Origin of the sequence: Halorubrum kocurii JCM 14978, from assembly GCF_000337355.1 — an archaeon.
GTDB lineage: Archaea > Halobacteriota > Halobacteria > Halobacteriales > Haloferacaceae > Halorubrum > Halorubrum kocurii.
In genome coordinates, this window is record NZ_AOJH01000082.1 from 18271 (window position 1) to 36712 (window position 18442).

General features: G+C 70.3%; 19 protein-coding genes. All 19 read right to left on the reverse strand.

What is annotated here, in order from left to right:
• Window positions 1–24 precede the first annotated feature (24 nt).
• Window positions 25–1083, reverse strand: coding sequence for a metal ABC transporter permease (locus C468_RS13100; RefSeq protein ID WP_008849381.1), 1059 nt, complete (start codon window positions 1081–1083; stop codon window positions 25–27).
• On the reverse strand, window positions 1083–1823 hold the full coding sequence (locus C468_RS13105) for a metal ABC transporter ATP-binding protein (RefSeq protein ID WP_008849382.1): 741 nt from the start codon (window positions 1821–1823) through the stop codon (window positions 1083–1085). Before C468_RS13105 ends, C468_RS13100 begins: the two co-directional genes overlap by 1 nt.
• 92 nt (window positions 1824–1915) lie before the next feature.
• Window positions 1916–2962 (reverse strand): metal ABC transporter substrate-binding protein, encoded by a 1047-nt coding sequence (locus C468_RS13110; protein WP_049912220.1) that lies wholly within the window; start codon window positions 2960–2962, stop codon window positions 1916–1918.
• 274 nt (window positions 2963–3236) lie between these two features.
• Window positions 3237–3731, reverse strand: coding sequence for a YbaK/EbsC family protein (locus C468_RS13115; RefSeq protein ID WP_008849384.1), 495 nt, complete (start codon window positions 3729–3731; stop codon window positions 3237–3239).
• An 89-nt stretch (window positions 3732–3820) separates the two neighbouring features.
• Window positions 3821–4546, reverse strand: coding sequence for a ribosome assembly factor SBDS (locus C468_RS13120; RefSeq protein ID WP_008849385.1), 726 nt, complete (start codon window positions 4544–4546; stop codon window positions 3821–3823).
• 77 nt (window positions 4547–4623) lie between these two features.
• Entirely contained in the window at window positions 4624–4824 is a 201-nt protein-coding gene (locus C468_RS13125) for a DUF7576 family protein (protein ID WP_008849386.1), read from the reverse strand.
• 67 nt (window positions 4825–4891) lie between these two features.
• The gene (locus C468_RS13130) at window positions 4892–6358 is read right to left on the reverse strand and encodes a CRTAC1 family protein (RefSeq protein WP_008849387.1); all 1467 of its coding nucleotides are present in this window, start codon (window positions 6356–6358) and stop codon (window positions 4892–4894) included.
• 129 nt (window positions 6359–6487) lie between these two features.
• On the reverse strand, window positions 6488–8266 hold the full coding sequence (locus tag C468_RS13135; RefSeq protein WP_008849388.1) for a Na(+)/H(+) antiporter subunit D: 1779 nt from the start codon (window positions 8264–8266) through the stop codon (window positions 6488–6490).
• Window positions 8263–10422, reverse strand: a complete 2160-nt coding sequence (locus tag C468_RS13140) for a cation:proton antiporter (RefSeq protein ID WP_008849389.1) — start codon at window positions 10420–10422, stop codon at window positions 8263–8265. Before C468_RS13140 ends, C468_RS13135 begins: the two co-directional genes overlap by 4 nt.
• Window positions 10419–12053, reverse strand: coding sequence for a proton-conducting transporter transmembrane domain-containing protein (locus C468_RS13145; RefSeq protein ID WP_049912225.1), 1635 nt, complete (start codon window positions 12051–12053; stop codon window positions 10419–10421). Before C468_RS13145 ends, C468_RS13140 begins: the two co-directional genes overlap by 4 nt.
• On the reverse strand, window positions 12046–12546 hold the full coding sequence (locus tag C468_RS13150) for a cation:proton antiporter subunit C (RefSeq protein WP_008849391.1): 501 nt from the start codon (window positions 12544–12546) through the stop codon (window positions 12046–12048). The genes C468_RS13145 and C468_RS13150 overlap by 8 nt, the downstream gene beginning before the upstream one ends.
• A complete protein-coding gene (locus C468_RS13155) occupies window positions 12543–13265 on the reverse strand; it encodes an MnhB domain-containing protein (protein ID WP_008849392.1) in 723 nt (240 codons plus the stop codon). Before C468_RS13155 ends, C468_RS13150 begins: the two co-directional genes overlap by 4 nt.
• The gene (locus C468_RS13160; protein WP_008849393.1) at window positions 13262–13837 is read right to left on the reverse strand and encodes a DUF4040 domain-containing protein; all 576 of its coding nucleotides are present in this window, start codon (window positions 13835–13837) and stop codon (window positions 13262–13264) included. The genes C468_RS13155 and C468_RS13160 overlap by 4 nt, the downstream gene beginning before the upstream one ends.
• Window positions 13834–14160: a monovalent cation/H(+) antiporter subunit G gene (gene mnhG, locus C468_RS13165; protein ID WP_008849394.1), complete on the reverse strand. Its 327-nt coding sequence runs from the start codon at window positions 14158–14160 to the stop codon at window positions 13834–13836. The genes C468_RS13160 and mnhG overlap by 4 nt, the downstream gene beginning before the upstream one ends.
• On the reverse strand, window positions 14160–14465 hold the full coding sequence (locus tag C468_RS13170) for a cation:proton antiporter (RefSeq protein WP_008849395.1): 306 nt from the start codon (window positions 14463–14465) through the stop codon (window positions 14160–14162). Before C468_RS13170 ends, mnhG begins: the two co-directional genes overlap by 1 nt.
• Complete coding sequence (locus tag C468_RS13175; RefSeq protein ID WP_008849396.1) at window positions 14462–15736, reverse strand: monovalent cation/H+ antiporter subunit E; 1275 nt, start codon at window positions 15734–15736, stop codon at window positions 14462–14464. The genes C468_RS13170 and C468_RS13175 overlap by 4 nt, the downstream gene beginning before the upstream one ends.
• Window positions 15737–15889: 153 nt before the next feature.
• Window positions 15890–17059, reverse strand: coding sequence for a bifunctional phosphopantothenoylcysteine decarboxylase/phosphopantothenate--cysteine ligase CoaBC (coaBC, locus tag C468_RS13180; RefSeq protein ID WP_008849397.1), 1170 nt, complete (start codon window positions 17057–17059; stop codon window positions 15890–15892).
• 83 nt (window positions 17060–17142) lie between these two features.
• Window positions 17143–17649: a DUF5797 family protein gene (locus tag C468_RS13185; protein WP_008849398.1), complete on the reverse strand. Its 507-nt coding sequence runs from the start codon at window positions 17647–17649 to the stop codon at window positions 17143–17145.
• 132 nt (window positions 17650–17781) lie between these two features.
• Window positions 17782–18375, reverse strand: coding sequence for a hypothetical protein (locus tag C468_RS13190; RefSeq protein ID WP_049912221.1), 594 nt, complete (start codon window positions 18373–18375; stop codon window positions 17782–17784).
• Window positions 18376–18442 lie beyond the last annotated feature (67 nt).

The window sequence follows — 18442 nt, forward strand, 5'->3', positions numbered from 1 at the left end:
TCCGGCGGTTCCACCGCGATCTACTCACCCGTGCGCCGAGATGGCCTTCACCGAGAAGCCCGAGCCGACGATGCTCGCGAGGTACACCGCGATGGCCGTGACGACGATCGACCCGCCCGAGGGGAGCCCGAGACCGATCGAGACGGCGAAGCCGCCGATCACCGACAGCTGTCCGAAGATCACCCCGAGGTACATCGTCTCGCGGAAGCTCCGGGCGATCTGAGAGGCCGCCGCGACCGGGACGACGAGCATCGCGGCGACGAGGATGACGCCGAGCACCTGCATCGCGCCGACGACGACGACCGCGGTCAACACCACGAGCAGGGTGTTGTAGCCGGTGACGTTCAGCTGCGCGACCCGCGCGGCCTGTTCGTCGAAGGTGATGAACAGCAGCTGTTTGTACGTCAGCGCCACGCCGGCGACGACGAGCAGCGAGAGCGCGCCCATCAGGCGCGCACCCTGCGGCGTGACGACGGCGAGGTTCCCGAACAGGTATCCCCGGATGTTGACCCCGGTGAGCCCATCGCCGTAGCTGATGATCAGGGTGCCGACCGCGAAGCTCCCGCTGAGCATGATCGCGATCGGCACGTCGCCGTAGGCATCGGTGCGCTCGGTGAGCCACTGGACCACGAGCGCGCCGAGGATCCCCACGACGAGCGCGACGAGCAGCAGCGAGCCGTTCCAACCGGTCGCGGACGTGACGAGGATGCCGATCGCGACGCCGGCGAAGGCGGTGTGCGCGAGCGTCTCGCCGATCAGGGCCATCTCGCGGTGGACGAGGAACGAGCCCACGAGCGGGGCGACGACGCCGACGAGCACGCCGGTCGCCATCGACTGCCACATGATCGGGTGCCGGAACACGTTCGTGCCGAACGCGGCGTCCATCCCGCGTCCGAGCGAGCGGAACGCGCCGTACAGCTCGCTCGCGACCGGGAGGTCCTGCGCCCAGTAGAGCGCGACGAACCCGAGCATGACGACCGCGACGAGGGCCGTGATCCCGATCCCGACGAGCTCTACGGTCCGCCGGAGTCCCCGGTCGGGCCGCGTTCGATGGCCGCCGTCCGCTGGCGTTTCCCCGCTCATCAGTGGTGGTGGTGGACGACCTGCCCGGTGCTGCCGTACGCCTCCGCGAGAGCGTCGCTCTCGACGAACGACTCCGTGTCCCCGTGGTGGTACAGCTCGGTGTTGATACAGGCGATACGGTTCGCGCGGTCGGTGACGACGCCGATGTCGTGTTCGATGAGGATGATGGTTATCCCCTCGTCGTTCAGCTCGTCGAGGAGGGCGTAGAACGCGTCGCGCGACTCCGCGTCGACGCCGACGGTCGGCTCGTCGAGAGCGAGCAGGTCGGCGTCGCTCGCGAGGGCCCGCGCGATGTACGCCCGCTGTTTCTGGCCGCCTGACAGCTCCGAGACGAGCCGGCCGGCGAGCTCGCCGATACCGACCGTCTCGATCGCGTCGGCGACGGCCTCGCGGTCGTCCTCGGAGAGGCGCCCCCGGCCGGCGTGCGCGAACCGGCCCATGGTGACGCACTCGCGGACGGTGACCGGCATCGCGCCGCCCCGGCTCGTCGCCTTCTGGGAGACGTAGCCGATCCGGCCGCCGTCGTCGAACTCGTCGACCGGACGGCCGAACAGCTCGACGGAGCCCTCGTCGGGCTCGTGGAGCCCGAGCATGAGGTGGAGCAGGGTGGTCTTCCCGGAGCCGTTCGGTCCGACGAGCCCGAGGAAATCCCCCTCGTCGACCGTCAGAGAGACGTCGCTCACGGCGACGGTGTCGCCGTAGGCGAACGTCACGCCGTCGAGATCGACAATCGGAGTCACTGCGTGTGTCCGACGTGGGTCGTCCGCACGTTTAGCTCTTTTAGTCCGTCGTCGCGCCTCAGGTCCGGCCGGCGGCTCGCCGCCCGTCCCGCTCACTGCGCGTCGAACGCCCGCTCGAAGGCGGGGACGTTGATCTCGGTCATCTGCTCGAGGTAGCCGTACCCGGCGTCGTTCCACTCGCGGGTCGTCCCTCCGGCCGGCGAGACGGGGATCGCCTCCGTCGCGTCGCTGTTCTCGACGATCGACTCGGCGAGCGTCGACGACTCGAAGCGATCGTACAGCACCGCGTCGATCCCCGCATCGTTCACGAGTTCGATCGTGTCGGCGATCTCGCTCTGGGTCGGCTCGTTCTGTGGGGAGACCCCGACCGGAGAGTGGAGGCGGAACCCGTAGCGCGCCTCCAGGTACTGGAAGGAGTTGTGTCCCGCCATGACGGCCACGTCGCGCGCGGCGTTCTCGGCGATCGACCGGAAGGCGTCGTCGACGGCGTCGAGCTCCGTCGCGTACTCGGCGGCGTTGTCGGCGTAATCGTCGGCGTTGTCCGGGTCCGCCTCGCCGAGCCCCGCGGCGATCGTGTCGACGACGTCGGCGGCGAGCACCGGATCGACCCAGACGTGGGGGTCGTACTGACCGCTCTCGTCGTGATCGTCCTCCTCGTCGTGGCCGTCTTCCTCGTCGTGACTGTCTTCCTCGTCGTGACTGTCTTCCTCGTGATTCTCTCCCTCCTCCTCGTGCGAGTGGTCCCAGCCGAGGAGGTCGTCTTCCAGCCCGTCGAGCCCGTCGATCACGGCGACCGTGTCGTAGTCGTCTTCGAGCGTCGCGGCGAGGTCCTGCGCCCACGAGAACTCCGAGCTGTCGAGGTAGACGAACGCGTCCGTCGACGCGACGTCGGCCGCGAGATTCCCGTCCGGGTTCCACCCGTGGCCGAGCCGTCCCACGTCGACCGGGTCCTCGAACGTCGCGTGGTCGCCGGCGACCTGATTCGCCCAGTCGTGGAGCGTGAAGAAGGCGGCGTAGCCGGAGTCGAACTCCCCCGACCCGCCGCTCGCGGCGTCGGAACAGCCCGCCAACGACGCCGCCGATCCAGCCACCGCGAGCCCGGCGCCGCGCCGCAGCACCGACCGTCGTGAGTGTGTCATACCGATCGATACCGCGGATTAACAGAAAAAGGTTGTTATTTCACAACTCTAAATTAATAAATCGGGCGCGGAGAGCGCCGCCGATTAACAACTCGGCGTCGGAACTCCGGCGGCACCGCCCCCGGCGGCGATCGCTCGGAGCCGCTCTGCTTTGCGAAGATCTGTCCGGGAGCGACTCGGTCGGCGCTGACTCGGTCGGCACTGACTCGGTCGGCACTGACTCGGTCGGCGCTGACTCGCCCGACGCCGATCCCAATTCAACACGAACGGACGCTCACTCGGTGACGTCGACGACGGTCGCGCCGGCGAGGTCGGCGAGGTCGTCCGGATCGATCGCGAACACCGCGCTCGGCGTCCCCGCCGCGCCGTAGACGGTGTCGTAGCTCGCGAGCGTCGGATCGAAGACCGTCGGGAGCGCGGCGTCGTGACAGACGGGGGGAACGCCGCCGATGCTCCAGCCGACGACCTCGCGGATCCGCCCCGGGTCCGCCATCTCCGCCGAGGCCGCGCCGAACAGCTCCGCGACCGCGTCCAGGTCGAGCCGGTTCGCGCCGCTGGTGATCGCCGCGACGAGGTTCTCAGGCCCCGTCTCCCGCTCCGGCTCCGCGAGCGACACCACGATGGTGGAGGCGATCGCCGCGGTGTCACAGCCGACAGCGTCGGCGGCCGCGGCCGCCGTCTCCGTCCCCGCGTCGAACTCCAGCACGTCGAGGTCGACGCCGTGTCGGTCCCGGGCCAGCTCCGCGAACTCCGCCGCGCGCTCGTGCATGGGAGAAGGGGAACGGGAGCCGGCATCAACCTCCCGGATGCGGTACTATGCCGGTCGGTCGAAAAGCGTGTCCGAACTCGCTCGCCCGCTCAGCGCGTCCGCAGCTCGTCCTTGTCCTTGATCACGCGGGCGTCGCCCTCGCCGGACGTGACCTCGTTGACGAGGTCGTAGAGGTCGTTCTGGAGCCCGGCGGGGAAGGTGAGCACGCCGACCCAGGAGCCGTCGTTCTGCCACTCCTCGCGTTCGAGGTCGCCGAACTCGCGGATCTGTGCCTGTCCGGAGCCCGCGTAGTCGGCCGGGAGCTGGACCGCCATCGTCACCTCTTCGAAGCGGATCGGGATCACGGGGCGGAGCGCTTCGAGCGCGTCGTCGACCTGGTTCTCGACCGGCTCCATCGGGTCGACCTGGAACCCCGCCTCGTCGAGGGCGCGCTCGATGCGCTCGGGCGGATGCGGCGAGTCGTCCATCTGCGGGTTCACGGCGTTGCGCGTGATGGTGGTGACGAGCTGGTTGTGCTTCCGTTCCAGCATCTCCTCGCGCTGCTCGGCGGTGATCTGGATCTCCCCGCGATCGACGACCTCCGGGATGATCTCGAGCGGATCGGTCGTGCCGAACACCGTTTCCAGGTCCTCCTCGGCCGGGCGATCGCCGCGAGACGCGTTCTCGAACACGTCCTCGGCGGCGATCACGTCCTCCAGCTCACCCTCGAACTCTCCCCGTTTCATCGCGAGCGCGGCGTCGGGGTCGATCAGCACCTCGAACCGTTCGCCGTGCGACTCCAGTCGGGCCGTCACGGCTTCGTCGAGCGATATCATACCTCCCGGTACCACCCCCGTCGTGAAAAAGCCTCCCGCGTCGCGGTCCGTCCCACCGCTCCCGCTGGCTCCGGTGGTCAGCGCTCCGCCGACGGCCGCTCGTCCGCCCAGTCGCTTCGACAGGCCTGCGAGCAGAAGTGTCGATGCACCGCGTCGTCACCCTCGACCCACGTCACCGTCCGCCGACCGGAGCCCAGCGCCGGTTCCCCACAGGTCACACAGCGCGGCGCGGACTCCTCGTCGACGTCCTCCTCGAGGTCGGAAGTCGGATCTACCATACCCGTCCGTACACCTCCGGACACTTGAACCCGCGAAGGGCGGCAGTTCTGGCCGTTCGACCCCGGGTCATCGACCGACGGGGCGGCCGCCGCTCCCGTCGGCTCGCCCGCGTCGCCCCCCGGCCGACCCCGTGGTCTGCGAGGGGTGTTCGACCGTGAGCTCCGCGTTCGCGGCCGGGTCGGACAGCGTCCGATCGCGGCCGTCCGGCCACCGAACGTCGACGCGGACCGGGGTCGCCCCGCCGAGCCCGAAGTGCGCCACCGGCTCCGTCTGGCAGAGGCAGCCGCCGCCGGCGTCGACGGTGCGGCGCTGGACGCCGTCGGTCGTCTCGAGCCGGACCACGGCGCCCCGTGCGGGCGCCCCGTGGCGCGTGGTCGGGCGGACGCGGAGCCATCCGGCGGCCGCGGCGGTCGGATCCTCGTACACCGTGATCGGCTGGGCCGCGACCTCGCCGTGGACCACGATCAGTTCGAGGACGCCGTCGCCGTCGATGTCGGCCGCGACCGCGCCGGTCCCGAACCCGTCCGGCTCGGCGGCCGGCCCCGGATCGACCCGGTGCCAGTGCGCGCCGCGATCGCCTTCGGCGTCCTCGCCCCGCGGCGTCTCACCGTCGCGCGCGAAGAGGCGGTTGGGCTCCCCAGAGGCGTTGAAGAACAGCTCCTCGCGGCCGTCGTTGTCGAAGTCGGCGGCGACGACTGTCCGGACGCGACCCGTGTCGCGGAGCGCGGGCGGCGCCGCGTCGACGAACCGCTCATCGGGAGCCCGACGGAGGAGCCGGTTGGGGCCGCTCTCGTTCCCGACCGCGAACGCGAACCGCCCGCCTTCGTCGACGAGGGCGGCCCCCCGCGTGTCGCCGGCCGGGTCGGAGAGTGCGGCGTCGCCGTCGGCGCGGTCGTAGTGGCCGCCGTCGTTCCGGAACAGCCGGTTGGGGCCGCGTTCGACGCCGGCGAACAGGTCCCCCTCGCCGGAGCAGTGCGGGACCGCGAGCAGCGACCGACACCCCCCGTCGACCTCCAGCCCCACCGCGTCGGCCATGTCCGTTATCTCGCCGTCGTCGCCGATCTCGTAGAAGGAGAGCGGCGCCGCGTACCCGGAGACGGCGACGCCGTAGCGGCCGGTCCCGAGGCGGTCGAGCGCGGCGACCGACCGCCCGGCGCGCACCGCGAGCCGGTCCGCGTTCACGTCGAGCGCGAACAGGTCGATCCAGCGGTACCGCTCGGACTCGAGCCGATTCAAGAGGAGGTCGGGATCGCCGCCGCCGTCGACGCCCTTGGTGCAGTTGTGGACGTACACCTCCTCGCACCCGTCGGCGTCGAGGTCGGCCGCGCACACGCCCATCCCGTGGCGAGTCCCGTCCGCGACGATGCCGCAGGCCGTGTCGACGAAGCGGTCGCCGTCGCGCGCGTACAGTCGGTTGGGCTCTCCGTACCCCGCAACGAAGACGAGCGGCCCCTCCCGGCCGGGCGTCACCGCGACGCCGTAGCCCCGAACGGGGTCGTCGTCCGCGACGAGGTCGGACCGCTCCGTGAACATGGCCGTCCGTCACCGCTCGGGGAATAAGAACTCACGGGTCCGATCGGCGACGAGTTTATAACTGCGCTCGCGAGCGAGCGCTGTCGGTCGCGGCGGCCCGCCGGGACTTATAAATCGGCTCGCGCCGCGCTAGCTGAGCACGAACACGAACAGCGCGACCCCGGCAGTGAGCGTCAAGAAGAGGACGCTCCGGCCGATACCGGTCCGGATCTCGACGTCGACGCCGGCGCGCGCGAGCGCCTCCCGCGGGTGCATCCCCGTCCACTCGGCGGTCGCGATCGTCCCCATCACCGCGCGGTCGACGGCGGCCCACAGCTCGGTGACGCCCCAGATCGACCCGCGAGCGAGGTAGAACACCGCCGGGTACGTCACCGCGTCGACGTCCGGCATCCGGTGCGCGAGCCAGCCGAGCGGGCGCTTCAGCGTGAAGAAGCCGACGAACCCGGTGACGAGCAGCGCCGCGCTCTCGGTCAGGTGGCTCGTGCTGTACGGCTTGAAGTACACATCTTCGCCGAGGATGATCTCCGTGAACGGCATCAGCTCGATCAGCTGGTAGTAGAACACCCCGAAGAAGACGCACGCCCCGCCGGCGAGCACCATGCCGGCGGTCTGGAACGGCGTCGCGTCCTTCGGCGTCAGCGTCGCCGAGCCGTGGAAGAACATGTAGTAGCCGAGCTTGATGAACGACATGAACGTCCCCACGCCGCCGAGGATCAGGAGCCACCAGAGCAGCCCGCTGTCCAGCAGGAGCACGTAGTTGTGGACCTCGTGTGCGGAGTCGATCACCATCCCCTTCGAGATGAACCCGTTGAACCCCGGCACGGCGGTAATCGAGGCCGCGCCGACGACGTAGACGAGGAACGTGACCGGCATCACCCGCCAGAGCCCGCCCATCTCCCGGATGTCCTCGACGCCAGTCCGGTAGATCACGACGCCGACCGCCATGAACAGGAGGCTCTTGTAGAGGACGTTGTTGAACAGGTGCGCGAACCCGCCGGTGACGGCGAACTCGCCGCTCGGGGCGGCGAGCGTCGCGAGCCCGAGCCCCGCGAGCATGTAGCCGACCTGCGCCTGGATGTGGTACGACAGCAGGCGACGCGGGTCGTACTGCAGCAGCGCGAAGAAGGCGCCGTAGACGGCCATGAAGCCGCCGAGGTACGCGAGCCACATGCCGCCCTCGGGGAACGCGCGGTACATCACGTACACCGCGGTCTTCGTCGTGAACACCGAGAGGAACACCGACGCCGCGACGTGCGGGCGCGGGTAGGTATCGGGGAGCCACGTGTGCAGGAAGATGAACCCGCAGTTGACGCCGATCCCGATCGCCGCGAGCAGCGCCGCGCTGGCGTGGATCCCGGTCGTCGCCGAGAACAGGAAGGTTCCGGCGTTCGCGAAGTGAACGACCACCGCCCCGAGCAGGAACGTCCCGCCGATCCCGTGGAACAGCGCGTAGCGGTAGCCGGCCCGCACCGCCGCCCCGCCGTACTGCCACACCAGGAGCGTCGAGGTGACGGCCATCAGCTCCCAGAAGAATATCAGGGTGAGCCAGTCGCCGGCGTAGATCGTCCCGACTGTCGTGGCGACGTAGATCAGCGCGAACGACGTCACCCACGTGGGCGCCTCCGTGCCGTACGCGTACAGCACCGCCGCGGTCGCGAGGAAGCCGACGACGACGCCCATCAGCAGCGAGAACTGGTCGACGTTGAACCACACCACGTCGAAGCCGAGGAACTGCGTCGCGAGGTGCGCGCCCGTCCCGCCGTCGCCGAGCAGAACCGCCTGCGCGAAGGTGAACGTCGTCGCCAGCGCGGCCGCCGCGTGGCCGAGCCGGCGCGGAAGCGCGAGCACGGCGAGCGCGGCGAACGCGAGCAGCACGTACGGCGGCACCGACGTGAGTATCGAGTTCACGGCCGCATCACCCCCTCGGGGAGCCGCGTGTCCACGATGAGCTCGACCAGCTCCAGGAAGCCCATCTCGTAGGGGATCACGCCGAGCAACACCGCGAGCCCCATCGCGGTGAGGATCGGCCCGAGCGTGAACCACGTCGACTCGTGACCGCGGAGCGCGTCGAGGCCGTCGATTCGCTCCCAACCGCCCGCGGGCGGCCCGCCGGCGTGACCGTGGTCGTCGTGGTCCGCGTCGTCACGATTCGCGTCGTCGTGGTCCGCGTGATCGCCGGACTCGCCGTCGTCGTGAGCGGTCTCATCGCGGTCGCCGTCGGCGTCGTCCGGCCCGCTGTCGTCCCCCGCGGCGTCGCCGCCGCGACCCACGCCGAACGGCACGTCGGCGTCGGAGGGGCGCGAGTCGACCGCGTAGTCGCCGGTGTCGACGCGCTCCGCGGGCTCGGAGAAGTCCCGGTCGCTCGTGTCGAAGTCCGGGCGGACCACGCCCTCCTCGTCGGTCGGGAGGTCGTCCATCTCCGCGTCGGGGATGTCGGAGTCGTCCGGCACCTCCGCGTCGTCGCCGGCGGAGGTGGCGTCCTCGGCGTCGACCGCCGAGTCGCCCTCGGCGCTCTCGACGACGTCGTCGATGTCGGTCTCGTCGGCGTCTTCCTCTTCATCTCCGTCCTCCGGGCGGCCCCCGTCCGTCGCCGCGTCGTCAGCTGCGCGGCCACCGTCCGTCGCCGGCAGCGTCGACCGCGACTCGCCGCCCAGCCGGAAGTCGACGAGCGGCTTCGCGTCGTGGGCGTCCTCCGCCTCGAAGAAGGCGGTGTAGATCACCGGCCAGAAGTACGCGATGTTGAGCACCCCCGAGAGCAGCAGCGCGCCGACGAGGTAGTAGGCGATCGGCGTGAGCTCGGCGCCCATCCGGATCCCGCCGATCAGCATGTAGTACTTGCTGACGAAGCCGGCGAGTAAGGGGATCCCCGCCATCCCGAGCGAGGCGACGGTAAAGGCCCCCATCGTCAGAGGCATCCGCTTTCCGATCCCCGCCATCTCTGAGATGTAGTCGGTGTGCGTCGAGACGTGGAGGTTCCCCGCGCAGAAGAACAGGGTGAGCTTCATGAACGCGTGTGCCGGGATGTGCAGCAGCGCGCCGACGAGCCCGTACCAGCCGAACAGCCCGAGCCCGAGGATGATGTAGCTCAGCTGGCTCACCGTCGAGTAGGCGAGCCGCTGTTTCAGGTGGTCCTTCCGCATGGCGATGATCGAGGCCGCGGTCAGCGTGATCGCTCCGATGGTCGACAGCACGAGCCCGGCCGAGAAGCCGAAGGGGAGCGAGAGATTAAAGACGAGCTCCGGCCCGAACACGTCGAGGACGACGCGCGAGACGCCGAACGCGCCGGACTTGACGACCGCGACCGCGTGGAGCAGCCCGGAGACGGGCGTCGGCGCGACCATCGCCTCGGGGAGCCACTGGTGGAGCGGCATGATCCCGGCCTTGACGCCGAACCCGATCGCGAGCAGGAAGAAGGCGAGCATCGCGAGGCCCGGGTCGGCGTTCGCCAGCTCCTCGATGCCGCCGGCCGTGAACGAGACGTTGCCGGCGATCAGGTAGACGAGGGCGGTCCCGGCGAGGACGAGCACCCCGCCGCCGAACATCGTGTACGCGAGGTATTTCCGCCCCGCCGCGCGGGCCTCGTCGGTCTCGTCGTGGGCGACGAGCGGGTACGTCGCGATCGAGAGGATCTCGTAGAACACGAAGATCGTCACGAGGTTGCCCGCGAACGCGATCCCCATCGTCGCCGACAGCGACACTGCGAACGCGGCGAAGTACCGGGTCTGGTTCGTCTCGTCGTTGCCGCGCATGTAGCCGATGCTGTAGAAGGAGGTGACGATCCACAGCCCGCTCGCGAGGAACGCGAACAGCATCCCGAGCGCGTCCGCGCGGAGCGCGAACTCGATCCCGGGCAGGAACGTCCCGAGCGAGGTCTCGAACACCGCGCCGTCGAGGACGGCCGGCAGCATCGAGGCGACGATCGCGAACTTCGCGACCGCCGCCGCGATCGTCCACCCCTCGCGGACGTCCGGGGAACGGTGCGACGCGACGATGAAGAACGCCGCGACGAACGAGACGAGAACCGCCAGTAGGGGGCGTAGATCGGTTATGGGTACGTCAGTCATGCGAACACCTCCGTGAGGTACGGGTCGAACCACTCGAACAGCGCGTAGCCGCCGAAGCCGAGCGCGATCGTCGTGAACGCCGCGAGGATCAGGATCGCGAGCGACGCCGGGGGCACGCGGTCCGGCACGAGCCGCGACCGAGGCGCCCCCTCGACGGGCGTGAGGGGGCCGTCGTCTCCGGTCGCCGATTCGCGACCGCCGTCGGCCGCGACGCCGCGGTCGGCGTCGTCGTGGCCGCCGACGTCACCGTGACCGCTCTCGTCGTGTTCGGCGCCGTGGCCGCCCGGCAGACCGACGCCGGCGAAGTAGAACCGCTCTATCACCCGCGCGACGTACGACAGCGTGAACAGGGTGCTGACGAATATCACGGCCGCGATCCCGATTCCGGCGGGGTCGCCCCCGGCCATGCTCGACTCGACCGCACCGACGCCGATGTACCACTTCCCGAGGAAGCCGATCGACGGCGGGATCCCGACGAGCCCGAGCCCGAGCAGGGCGACCGCCCCGGCCGTGTACGGCGCGGAGCGGGCGGCGCTCGCGAGATCGTCGAGTTCGCGGGCGCCGTAGCCGAGCGCCAGCAGCCCGATCCCGAGGAACAGCCCGAACTTCAGCAGGCCGTGACCGACGAGGTGGACGATCCCGCCGAGCAGCGCGGTCTCGTTCGCGAGCGCGATCGCGGCGACGATCATCCCGAACTGGGCGACCGACGAGTACGCGAACATCCGCTTGAGGTCGGACTGCATCGCCGCGAGCGCGGAGCCCGCGAGGATCGACGCGCCGGCGACGATCAGCATGCCCGTCGTGATCGCGTCGTTGGCCGCGAGGAAGTCGACGGTGAAAACGGTGTACGACACCCGCATCAGCGCGTACGCGCTCGCGGTCGACACGAGCGCCGCGACGATCGTCGTCACCGCGTCCGGCGCGCGCTGGTACGCGTCCGGCTGCCACGCGTGGATCGGGAACACGGCGACCTTCAGCCCGAGCCCCGCGACTATCAGCGCGTAGCTCGCGCGTATCAGCGGGTCGGCGTAGCTCGCCTGCTCGACGATCTGCACCTGCATGTCGAGCATGTTCAGCGTCCCCGTCGCGAGGAAGGCGTAGCCGACGCCCAGCAGATACAGCGAGGCGCCGACCGTCCCCACCACGAGGTACTTCAGCGAGGCGTACGCGCTCGCGCCGGACCGGTCGGCCGCGATGAGCGCGTACGTGGAGATCCCGACGATCTCCAGGAACACGAACATGTTGAACAGGTCGCCGGTGAGCACGAGCCCGGTGAGCCCGCCGACCAACAGCAGGTACCCGCTGTAGAACGAATTGCCTCGCGGGCCGGCGACGCGCGCGAACGCGAGCGTCGCCAGCGAGACGACGGCGACCAACGCGAGCACCGCCACCGACAGCTCGTCGGCGACCAGCTCGATCCCGACCGGCGGCTCGTACGTTCCGAGCGCGTGCGAGAGCGCTCCGCCACGCGCCACTTCGAGGCCGATTGCGCCCGTGAGCCCGGCGAGGGCGGTCGTCGCGACCGCCGCCACCGGCCAGCCCGCGCTCTCGTACTTCAGCCCGAGCGCGAGGGGGAGCGTCGCCGCGACGAGCGGGACGGTGATGGCCACCGGGAGGAGCACGTCACTCATCGGCGTCACCTCCACCGACCGCCGGGCGCTCCGGGAGCGACCCCTCGTCGCGCATGAGGCCTCTGAGCACGTCGGTCCGGAGCGTCCCGTACTCGTCGTAGATGCGGATGCAGAGCGCGAGCCCCACCGCCGTGAGGCTCACGCCGACGACGATGGCGGTGAGCACGATCACGTGCGGGAGCGGGCTGACGAACGTCCCCGTCTCGGCCGCGCCCTCGGGGACGATCGGGATCGCGCCCCCCTCGACGTACGCCGAGGTGATGAACAGCAGGAATATCGCCGTCTGGAACAGGTTGAGGCCGATAATCTTCTTCACGAGGTTGGGGTTGGCGATCATCATGTAGAGTCCGATACACAACAGCAGCGCGAACGCGACGTACGCGTGTCTCGTCGTCAACACGTCGAGCGCCGAGGCGGTCGCCGCCCCGGACGCGAGAACCGAAGCGAGGGCGGAGGCGGAGCCGGCCGCGGCGTCGAGAACGGCGCCGGTCATCGGTCACCTCCGGCGTCGGCCGCGCCCTCCCCGAGAGAGCCCCCCTCCTCGATCGGCTCGCTCTCGTCGATCGAACCGTCCTCGTCGATCGAGCCGTTTCCGAACCCGCTCCCCTCGGAGTCGAACCCGCTCGCGAGCAGGAAGAACAGCCCCATGAGCACGCCGCTCACGATGGGGGCGATCCCGATGATCTCCACGCCCTCCATCCCGTACTTGACGGGATCGAGGATCGGGATCGGGAGAAGGTCGTACTGGAGGAACGCCCCGCCGAGCGCGACCGGCACGAGCCCGATGCCGGCGAACGCGAGCGCGCCGCCGACCGCGAGCGCGACCACGACCGTGTTCGCGAGCCAGTCGCGCGTCGCCTCGATGCCGAACGCGAACGCGATCATGAACACCACGGCGGCCATGATCGCGCCGCCTTGGAACCCGCCGCCCGGAGAGCCGCTCCCGTGGAAGGTGATGAAGAGGCCGTAGGTGAACGCGAACGGGGTGACCACCTTCACGGTCGGCATGATGACTTGGCTCTCGGTGTAGGGCGTCCCCTGCCGCGTCTCGGAGTCGAGCCGTCCCGATCGGGAAGCGGCGCGGTGCGGCGGGAGGTCGGGTTCGGTATCGTCCCGGTCGCCGTCCGCGTCAGGGGACTCGTCTGCCTCGCTGTCACCGGTCGGATCGGCAGGTGTGTCGGTCATGTCGGTGTCGTCGACGGCGTCGCTCATGCGAACACCTCCCGGTGAAGCACGATCAGCGCCGCAATCCCGCCGGCGAAGACGACGACCGCCTCGCCGAATGTGTCGAACCCGCGGAACGCCGCCAGCACGGCCATCACGGTGTTTTCGACGTGAGTCTGGGCGTACGACTCCGCGAGGTACCACTGGCTCACGTCCGGGTTCGACCAGACCGGCGCGTCGGGCGACCCGATCGCCGGGATGTCCCCCATGGTGAGCAGGAGTCCGACGAACAGGAACCCGGCGGCGCCCGCGGCGGGAAGGTTCACCGACTCGAAGGCTGCCTCGTGGTCGATCCGGGTCGTCTTCGCGAGGGTCAACAGCAGCAGGAGGGTGGTCACGCCGGCGGAGATCGCGGCCTCCGTCAGCGCCACGTCGGGCGCCCGGTAAAACGTGTACAGCGCGGCCATCCCGAGGCTGTACGCCCCGAAAACGATGACCGCCGCGAGCACGTCGCGGGCGAGCGCGGTCGCCAGCGCCGTGAACACGACGAACGCGAGCAGGCTCGCCTCGACCGCGGTGACCTGCGCGACGACCGGGGAGGCGAAGCCGGAGACCGTCATCGGCGATCGTCCCCCTCGGTCCACGGCACGGTCCCCTCCTCGAAGGCGGCCCGAGCGATCGCGTGGGCCGCCGTCGGATTCGTCACGAAGATGAAGAACAGCAGGAGAACGCTCTTGACGCCGGCCGCCTCCCAGCCGACCGCGAACGCCACCGCGGCCAGCCCGAAGCCGGCGCCGAGCGTGTCCGCCTGCGAGGCGGTGTGCGCCCGCGAGTACACGTCCGGGAGCCGGAGGACGCCCGTCATCGAGACGAACGAGAAGAACAGCCCGAGCAGCGTGAAGGCGACGACGAGCCCCACGCGGGCGGTTCCGAGCGCGTCCATCACAGCACACCACCCCGCTCGACGGTGAACTTCGAGATGGCGATGGCCATCAGGAAGTTCAGCAGGGCGTACACCAACGCGATGTCGAGGAACGTCGGCTCCGAGAGCGCGGCGCTCAGCATGGCGAGGATGACGACGGTGTTCGTCCCGAGGACGTTCACCGCGAGCACCCGGTCCTGCATCGTCGGGCCCTTCACCGCCCGGTAGAGCATCCCGATCGCGAGCACGGTGAACCCCGCGGCCGCGAGCAGCAGGAAGTCGCCGACCGTGTAGCCGGCCACAAGCGCGGCGTCGACGACGCTCACGCGTCGGTCACCTCCGGGGTCTCGTCGTCCTCGTCGCCGCGTTCGCCCGGTGAGTCGCCGTCGCCCGCGGTCGCGGTCTCGCCGCCAGCGCGCGACTCTCCGCCGTCGGCCGCAGCGATCGGCAGCTCTTCGGTCGCGTCCGGCCCCTGTAGGATCGCGCAGTCGTCGCGCTCGCGCGGCGTCGGGAGCCGCGCGGACGCCCGCCCGTAGTAGACGAACCGCGTCCAGCGCTCGAGCGACCCGTCGAAGAGCCCGTCGCGGGCCGACGGGATGAGGGAGTGGACGTAGAGATCGCTGTCCCGGGCGCGAACCGTCAGCGTCCCCGGAGTCAGCGTGATCGAGTTCGCGAGCGTCATCAGCGGGAGCCCGCTGCCGACGATCACGCGGACTCGGTTCATCGACGGCTCTATCGGGAGCCGCGGGTCCAGTATCACGCGCGCGACCTCGACGTTGGCCTTGGTGATCTCGTAGAGGAGGACCGGGACGTAGATCAGACCGCGGAGCATCCGCATCGGCGTCCGCGGCATCGAGGGTTCGACGTCGATACTGACACGCGAGAGGGTGATCGAGACGATCGCCGCGGTCGCGACGCCGGTCACCCAGTCGAACCAGTAGAGCGGGTCGCCGAGGAGGAAGTAGAAGGCCAGCGAGAGGCCGAACATCGCGACGAAGCGCCTCCCGGTCGCCTCGGTCCGGAGCCGCTCGCGTCGACTCGGCCGCGCCACCGGAGCGGTCTCGACCGTCAGCGGAGTGTTCGACAGCGCGAACTCCAACGGCTGGAGCAGCGTGGTGTTGCCGACGGGCGTGTACTCCGGATCGAGCAGCACCGCGTCGGCGTCGTTTCCTTCGGCGTACGCGGCGAGGACATCCACGTAGTCGTCCGGCCCGAACAGGTACTCGTCGGCACCGATCACCGCCGTCACGACCGTCACCGGGGGGCGCTCTCCGTCGATGTCGTCGAGGTCGGAGGTCGCCCACGCCTCGGCGCGCTCGAGGACGCGCTCGGCCGACGCCGCCCGGTCGTCGGTGCCGGGGTCGCCGTTGCGCCACGACGCGATATTAACGAGGTGGACCGCCGAGAACCCCTCGTCGACGGCCGCCTCGACCGCGTACGCGATCGTCGCACGGAGGGTCGGCGTCGGCTCGACGGGCACCACGAGCCCGCCGGTCGGCGCGGGCGGCGACTCGGGTTCCGCGCCGTCGACGGGGTCAGTGTCGGAGCCCTCGCCACCGGTGGCGGCGTCGTCGCCATCGGCGTCGGTGTCAGCCACCCACCACACCTCCGACGGAGCCGACTTTCGCCGGTTCTATGCACATGTGTGTCTCTGTCTCGATCCTTTCCCTACCGCCTCAAAACAGTTTGTATCCGCGACGGTTCCGGGACGGTGAGGGGGGAGACGGCGCCGCAGCGGCTCCGTACGTCCTCACGCGGATCGCCCGAGCTCCGCGGCCAACCGGTCGGCGATCCGCCCGGCGACGGTGTCCTTCGAGCCGGCGGCCTCCTCGACCGCATCCCCCTCGTCGCCGACGAGGAGGACGCGGGTCTCGTCGTCGCCCATCACGCTCGCGTCGTTGGCGACGACGAACGCGAGCCCGACGCGGTCCCGGATCCCCTCCGCCTCCGCGACCATCGCGTCGTCGTCCCCGGAGGTCTCGGCCTTGAACCCGACGATCGGGAGGTCAGGGTACGCCTCCCGAACCGAGTCGATCAGCTTCGGCGTCGGCTCCAGCTCGACCGACAGGGGCGAGCCGGAGCGAATCTTCTCGTCGACCGCGTCGGCGGTGAAATCGGAGATGGCCGCCGCGGAGACCAGCGCGTCGGCGGTGGCCGCGGTCCGGCGACACGCCTCCATCATCTCCGTCGCGGTCTCGACCGCGACCACGTCGGCGTAGGGGACGTCGGGACCGTCCTGGACCAGCGTCACGCTCGCGCCCCGAACGTAGAGCGCCCGGGCGACCGCACGGCCCGTCTTCCCCGACGCCCGGTTCGTCAGAATCCGGATCGGGTCGATCCGCTCTTTCGTCGCGCCCGCGGTGACGACGACGTGGGTCCCCGAAAGCGACTGCGGCGTCGTCGCGCGAGCGACCTCCGTCACGATCTCCTCTTCGGCGGCGATCTTCGCCTTCCCCTCCTCGATCCGAGGGTCCGCGAACCACACGCCCCACGACTCCAGTCGGTCGAGCGCGTCGAGGACGCCCGGGTGGTCGTACATCGGCTCGTGCATCGCCGGCGCCATCACCACCGGCACGTCCGCGCCGAGCGCGGTCGTCGCGCAGGTGGTGACCGGGGTGTCGTCGACCGCGGCCGCGACCTTCCCCGCGGTGTTCGCGGTCGCGGGCGCGAGCAGGAGCACGTCGGCCCACCCCTCCCGACCGCACAGCTCGACGTGTTCGACGTCGCCGGTGATCTCGGTGACGACGGGCTCGTCGGTCGCGAAGTCGACCGCCCACGGGTGGACGATGTTCGTCGCCGCCGGGGACATAACGGCGCGGACGCTCGCGCCGCGGCGGCGCAGTTCGTGGGCGAGTTCGACGACCTTCACCGCCGCGATGCTCCCCGAGACGCCGAGCGCGACGTTGACCCCCTGTAGCATTACCGAGACGGTTCCGCCCCCGGCGGCTTATAAGGTAGCGTTGCGGATCGGTCCCGCGGTCGAGAAACCGGAGCCGGTGCGGTTCACTCGGCGATCTCGACGGTGACCGCGTCGCGCTCGACGGCCAGCCTGAACGTCGGGACGGTCCGGTAGACGACCTCGACGACGTTCTTGCGTTCGAGGCTCCGGAGGGCGCGCCGCACCTCGTCGACGTCGGGGTCGAGGTCGTACGCCTCGCGGACCGCGTTGAGCACGGCCACGACCGACTGCGACCGCTCCTCGGGGCCGGCAACGACCTCGAACACCCGCGCTTCCAGTTCGGGGACGCGGATCGTCTCCGGCGCGCCGCCCTTCGCGACGGCGTCGGCCTCGATCCCGGGCTCGACGTCCACGAGGTCGTTCGCCTCTGCGGTCGACCGGATCAGGCTGTCGTCGTCGCGGTAGTAGTACTCCTTGAGGTGGTTCTCGAGGTATTGGTGGACCTCGCTGCCGCTCTCGAGCTCCCACGCGTCCTGCAGCTCGCCGTTCTTCGTCGGCTGGAGGCGGACGATGTCCGCCAGCCGGCTCCGCTCCTCGTCGGTCAGCGCCATACGTGGTCGTTCACCGGCGCGGGTATGGACGTTCCGGATCCGCGGCGGGCGGGGACGTCTCCGGATCCGGGACGCGTTGGGACGCTCTCGGATCGGCGGTCCCGATCGCCCGACGAACGACCGGTCGTAGTCCTACTCGTCGGCCTCGTCGTCGACCGGCGTCGCTTCGGCCCCCGCGCTCTCGCCGTCGGTCTCGGGACCGGCGACGCGGTCGGCGACGAGAACCGACAGCGGGTCGATCGTCACCGTCAGCCGCGCCACCACGAACACGAGGGGAACGAGCGCCGCGATCAGGAACGCGGCGTCGTAGGTCCACGCCAGCCCGTCGAGGAGCGGCGTGACGACGCCGGCGAGCCCCCGGTGAGCGACTAACACGGCCGCGAGGACGACGAGCCAGTACACCATGGCGCCGGCGTTCTCGGCGACGGTCTCGACGTGCTCGGCGGCGCCGCTGCGGTGGAGGGTCAGCCGCGTCAGCGACGCGAACTTCGGCGCGGCGACGGCCAGCAGCGCGACGGCGGCGACGGTCGCAACCGCGGTCGCGGCCGCGGCGAACGTCACCGGCGTGAACGGGACGATCCGGCGCATCCCCGGCAAGAGGGTGAAGAGGTACAGCACGGCGACCAGCGCGCCCGCCGCGAGGGCGATGCGGCTGGCGGATCGGACCGTGTCTCGGTCGAGCGTTCTCGACGGGTCTGCCGTCGTCGACGGGTCTGTATCAGACATGACGCACCGGGCGAGAAGCGGGCCGGGGACGTAAACCGTCGAGACCGTCAACGCGGTTTTATCCGGA

What these genes read in the sequence shown, in the direction of transcription:
- C468_RS13190 (WP_049912221.1), bottom strand. Translation starts at nt 18,375, where the DNA reads ATGTCTGATACAGACCCGTCGACGACGGCAGACCCGTCGAGAACGCTC.
- mnhG (WP_008849394.1), bottom strand. Translation starts at nt 14,160, where the DNA reads ATGGACGCGCTCGGAACCGCCCGCGTGGGGCTCGTCGTCGCCTTCACG.
- C468_RS13110 (WP_049912220.1), bottom strand. Translation starts at nt 2,962, where the DNA reads ATGACACACTCACGACGGTCGGTGCTGCGGCGCGGCGCCGGGCTCGCG.
- C468_RS13130 (WP_008849387.1), bottom strand. Translation starts at nt 6,358, where the DNA reads ATGTTCACGGAGCGGTCCGACCTCGTCGCGGACGACGACCCCGTTCGG.
- C468_RS13185 (WP_008849398.1), bottom strand. Translation starts at nt 17,649, where the DNA reads ATGGCGCTGACCGACGAGGAGCGGAGCCGGCTGGCGGACATCGTCCGC.
- C468_RS13140 (WP_008849389.1), bottom strand. Translation starts at nt 10,422, where the DNA reads ATGACTGACGTACCCATAACCGATCTACGCCCCCTACTGGCGGTTCTC.
- C468_RS13115 (WP_008849384.1), bottom strand. Translation starts at nt 3,731, where the DNA reads ATGCACGAGCGCGCGGCGGAGTTCGCGGAGCTGGCCCGGGACCGACAC.
- C468_RS13100 (WP_008849381.1), bottom strand. Translation starts at nt 1,083, where the DNA reads ATGAGCGGGGAAACGCCAGCGGACGGCGGCCATCGAACGCGGCCCGAC.
- C468_RS13155 (WP_008849392.1), bottom strand. Translation starts at nt 13,265, where the DNA reads ATGAGCGACGCCGTCGACGACACCGACATGACCGACACACCTGCCGAT.
- C468_RS13150 (WP_008849391.1), bottom strand. Translation starts at nt 12,546, where the DNA reads ATGACCGGCGCCGTTCTCGACGCCGCGGCCGGCTCCGCCTCCGCCCTC.
- C468_RS13160 (WP_008849393.1), bottom strand. Translation starts at nt 13,837, where the DNA reads ATGACGGTCTCCGGCTTCGCCTCCCCGGTCGTCGCGCAGGTCACCGCG.
- C468_RS13125 (WP_008849386.1), bottom strand. Translation starts at nt 4,824, where the DNA reads ATGGTAGATCCGACTTCCGACCTCGAGGAGGACGTCGACGAGGAGTCC.
- C468_RS13145 (WP_049912225.1), bottom strand. Translation starts at nt 12,053, where the DNA reads ATGAGTGACGTGCTCCTCCCGGTGGCCATCACCGTCCCGCTCGTCGCG.
- C468_RS13120 (WP_008849385.1), bottom strand. Translation starts at nt 4,546, where the DNA reads ATGATATCGCTCGACGAAGCCGTGACGGCCCGACTGGAGTCGCACGGC.
- coaBC (WP_008849397.1), bottom strand. Translation starts at nt 17,059, where the DNA reads ATGCTACAGGGGGTCAACGTCGCGCTCGGCGTCTCGGGGAGCATCGCG.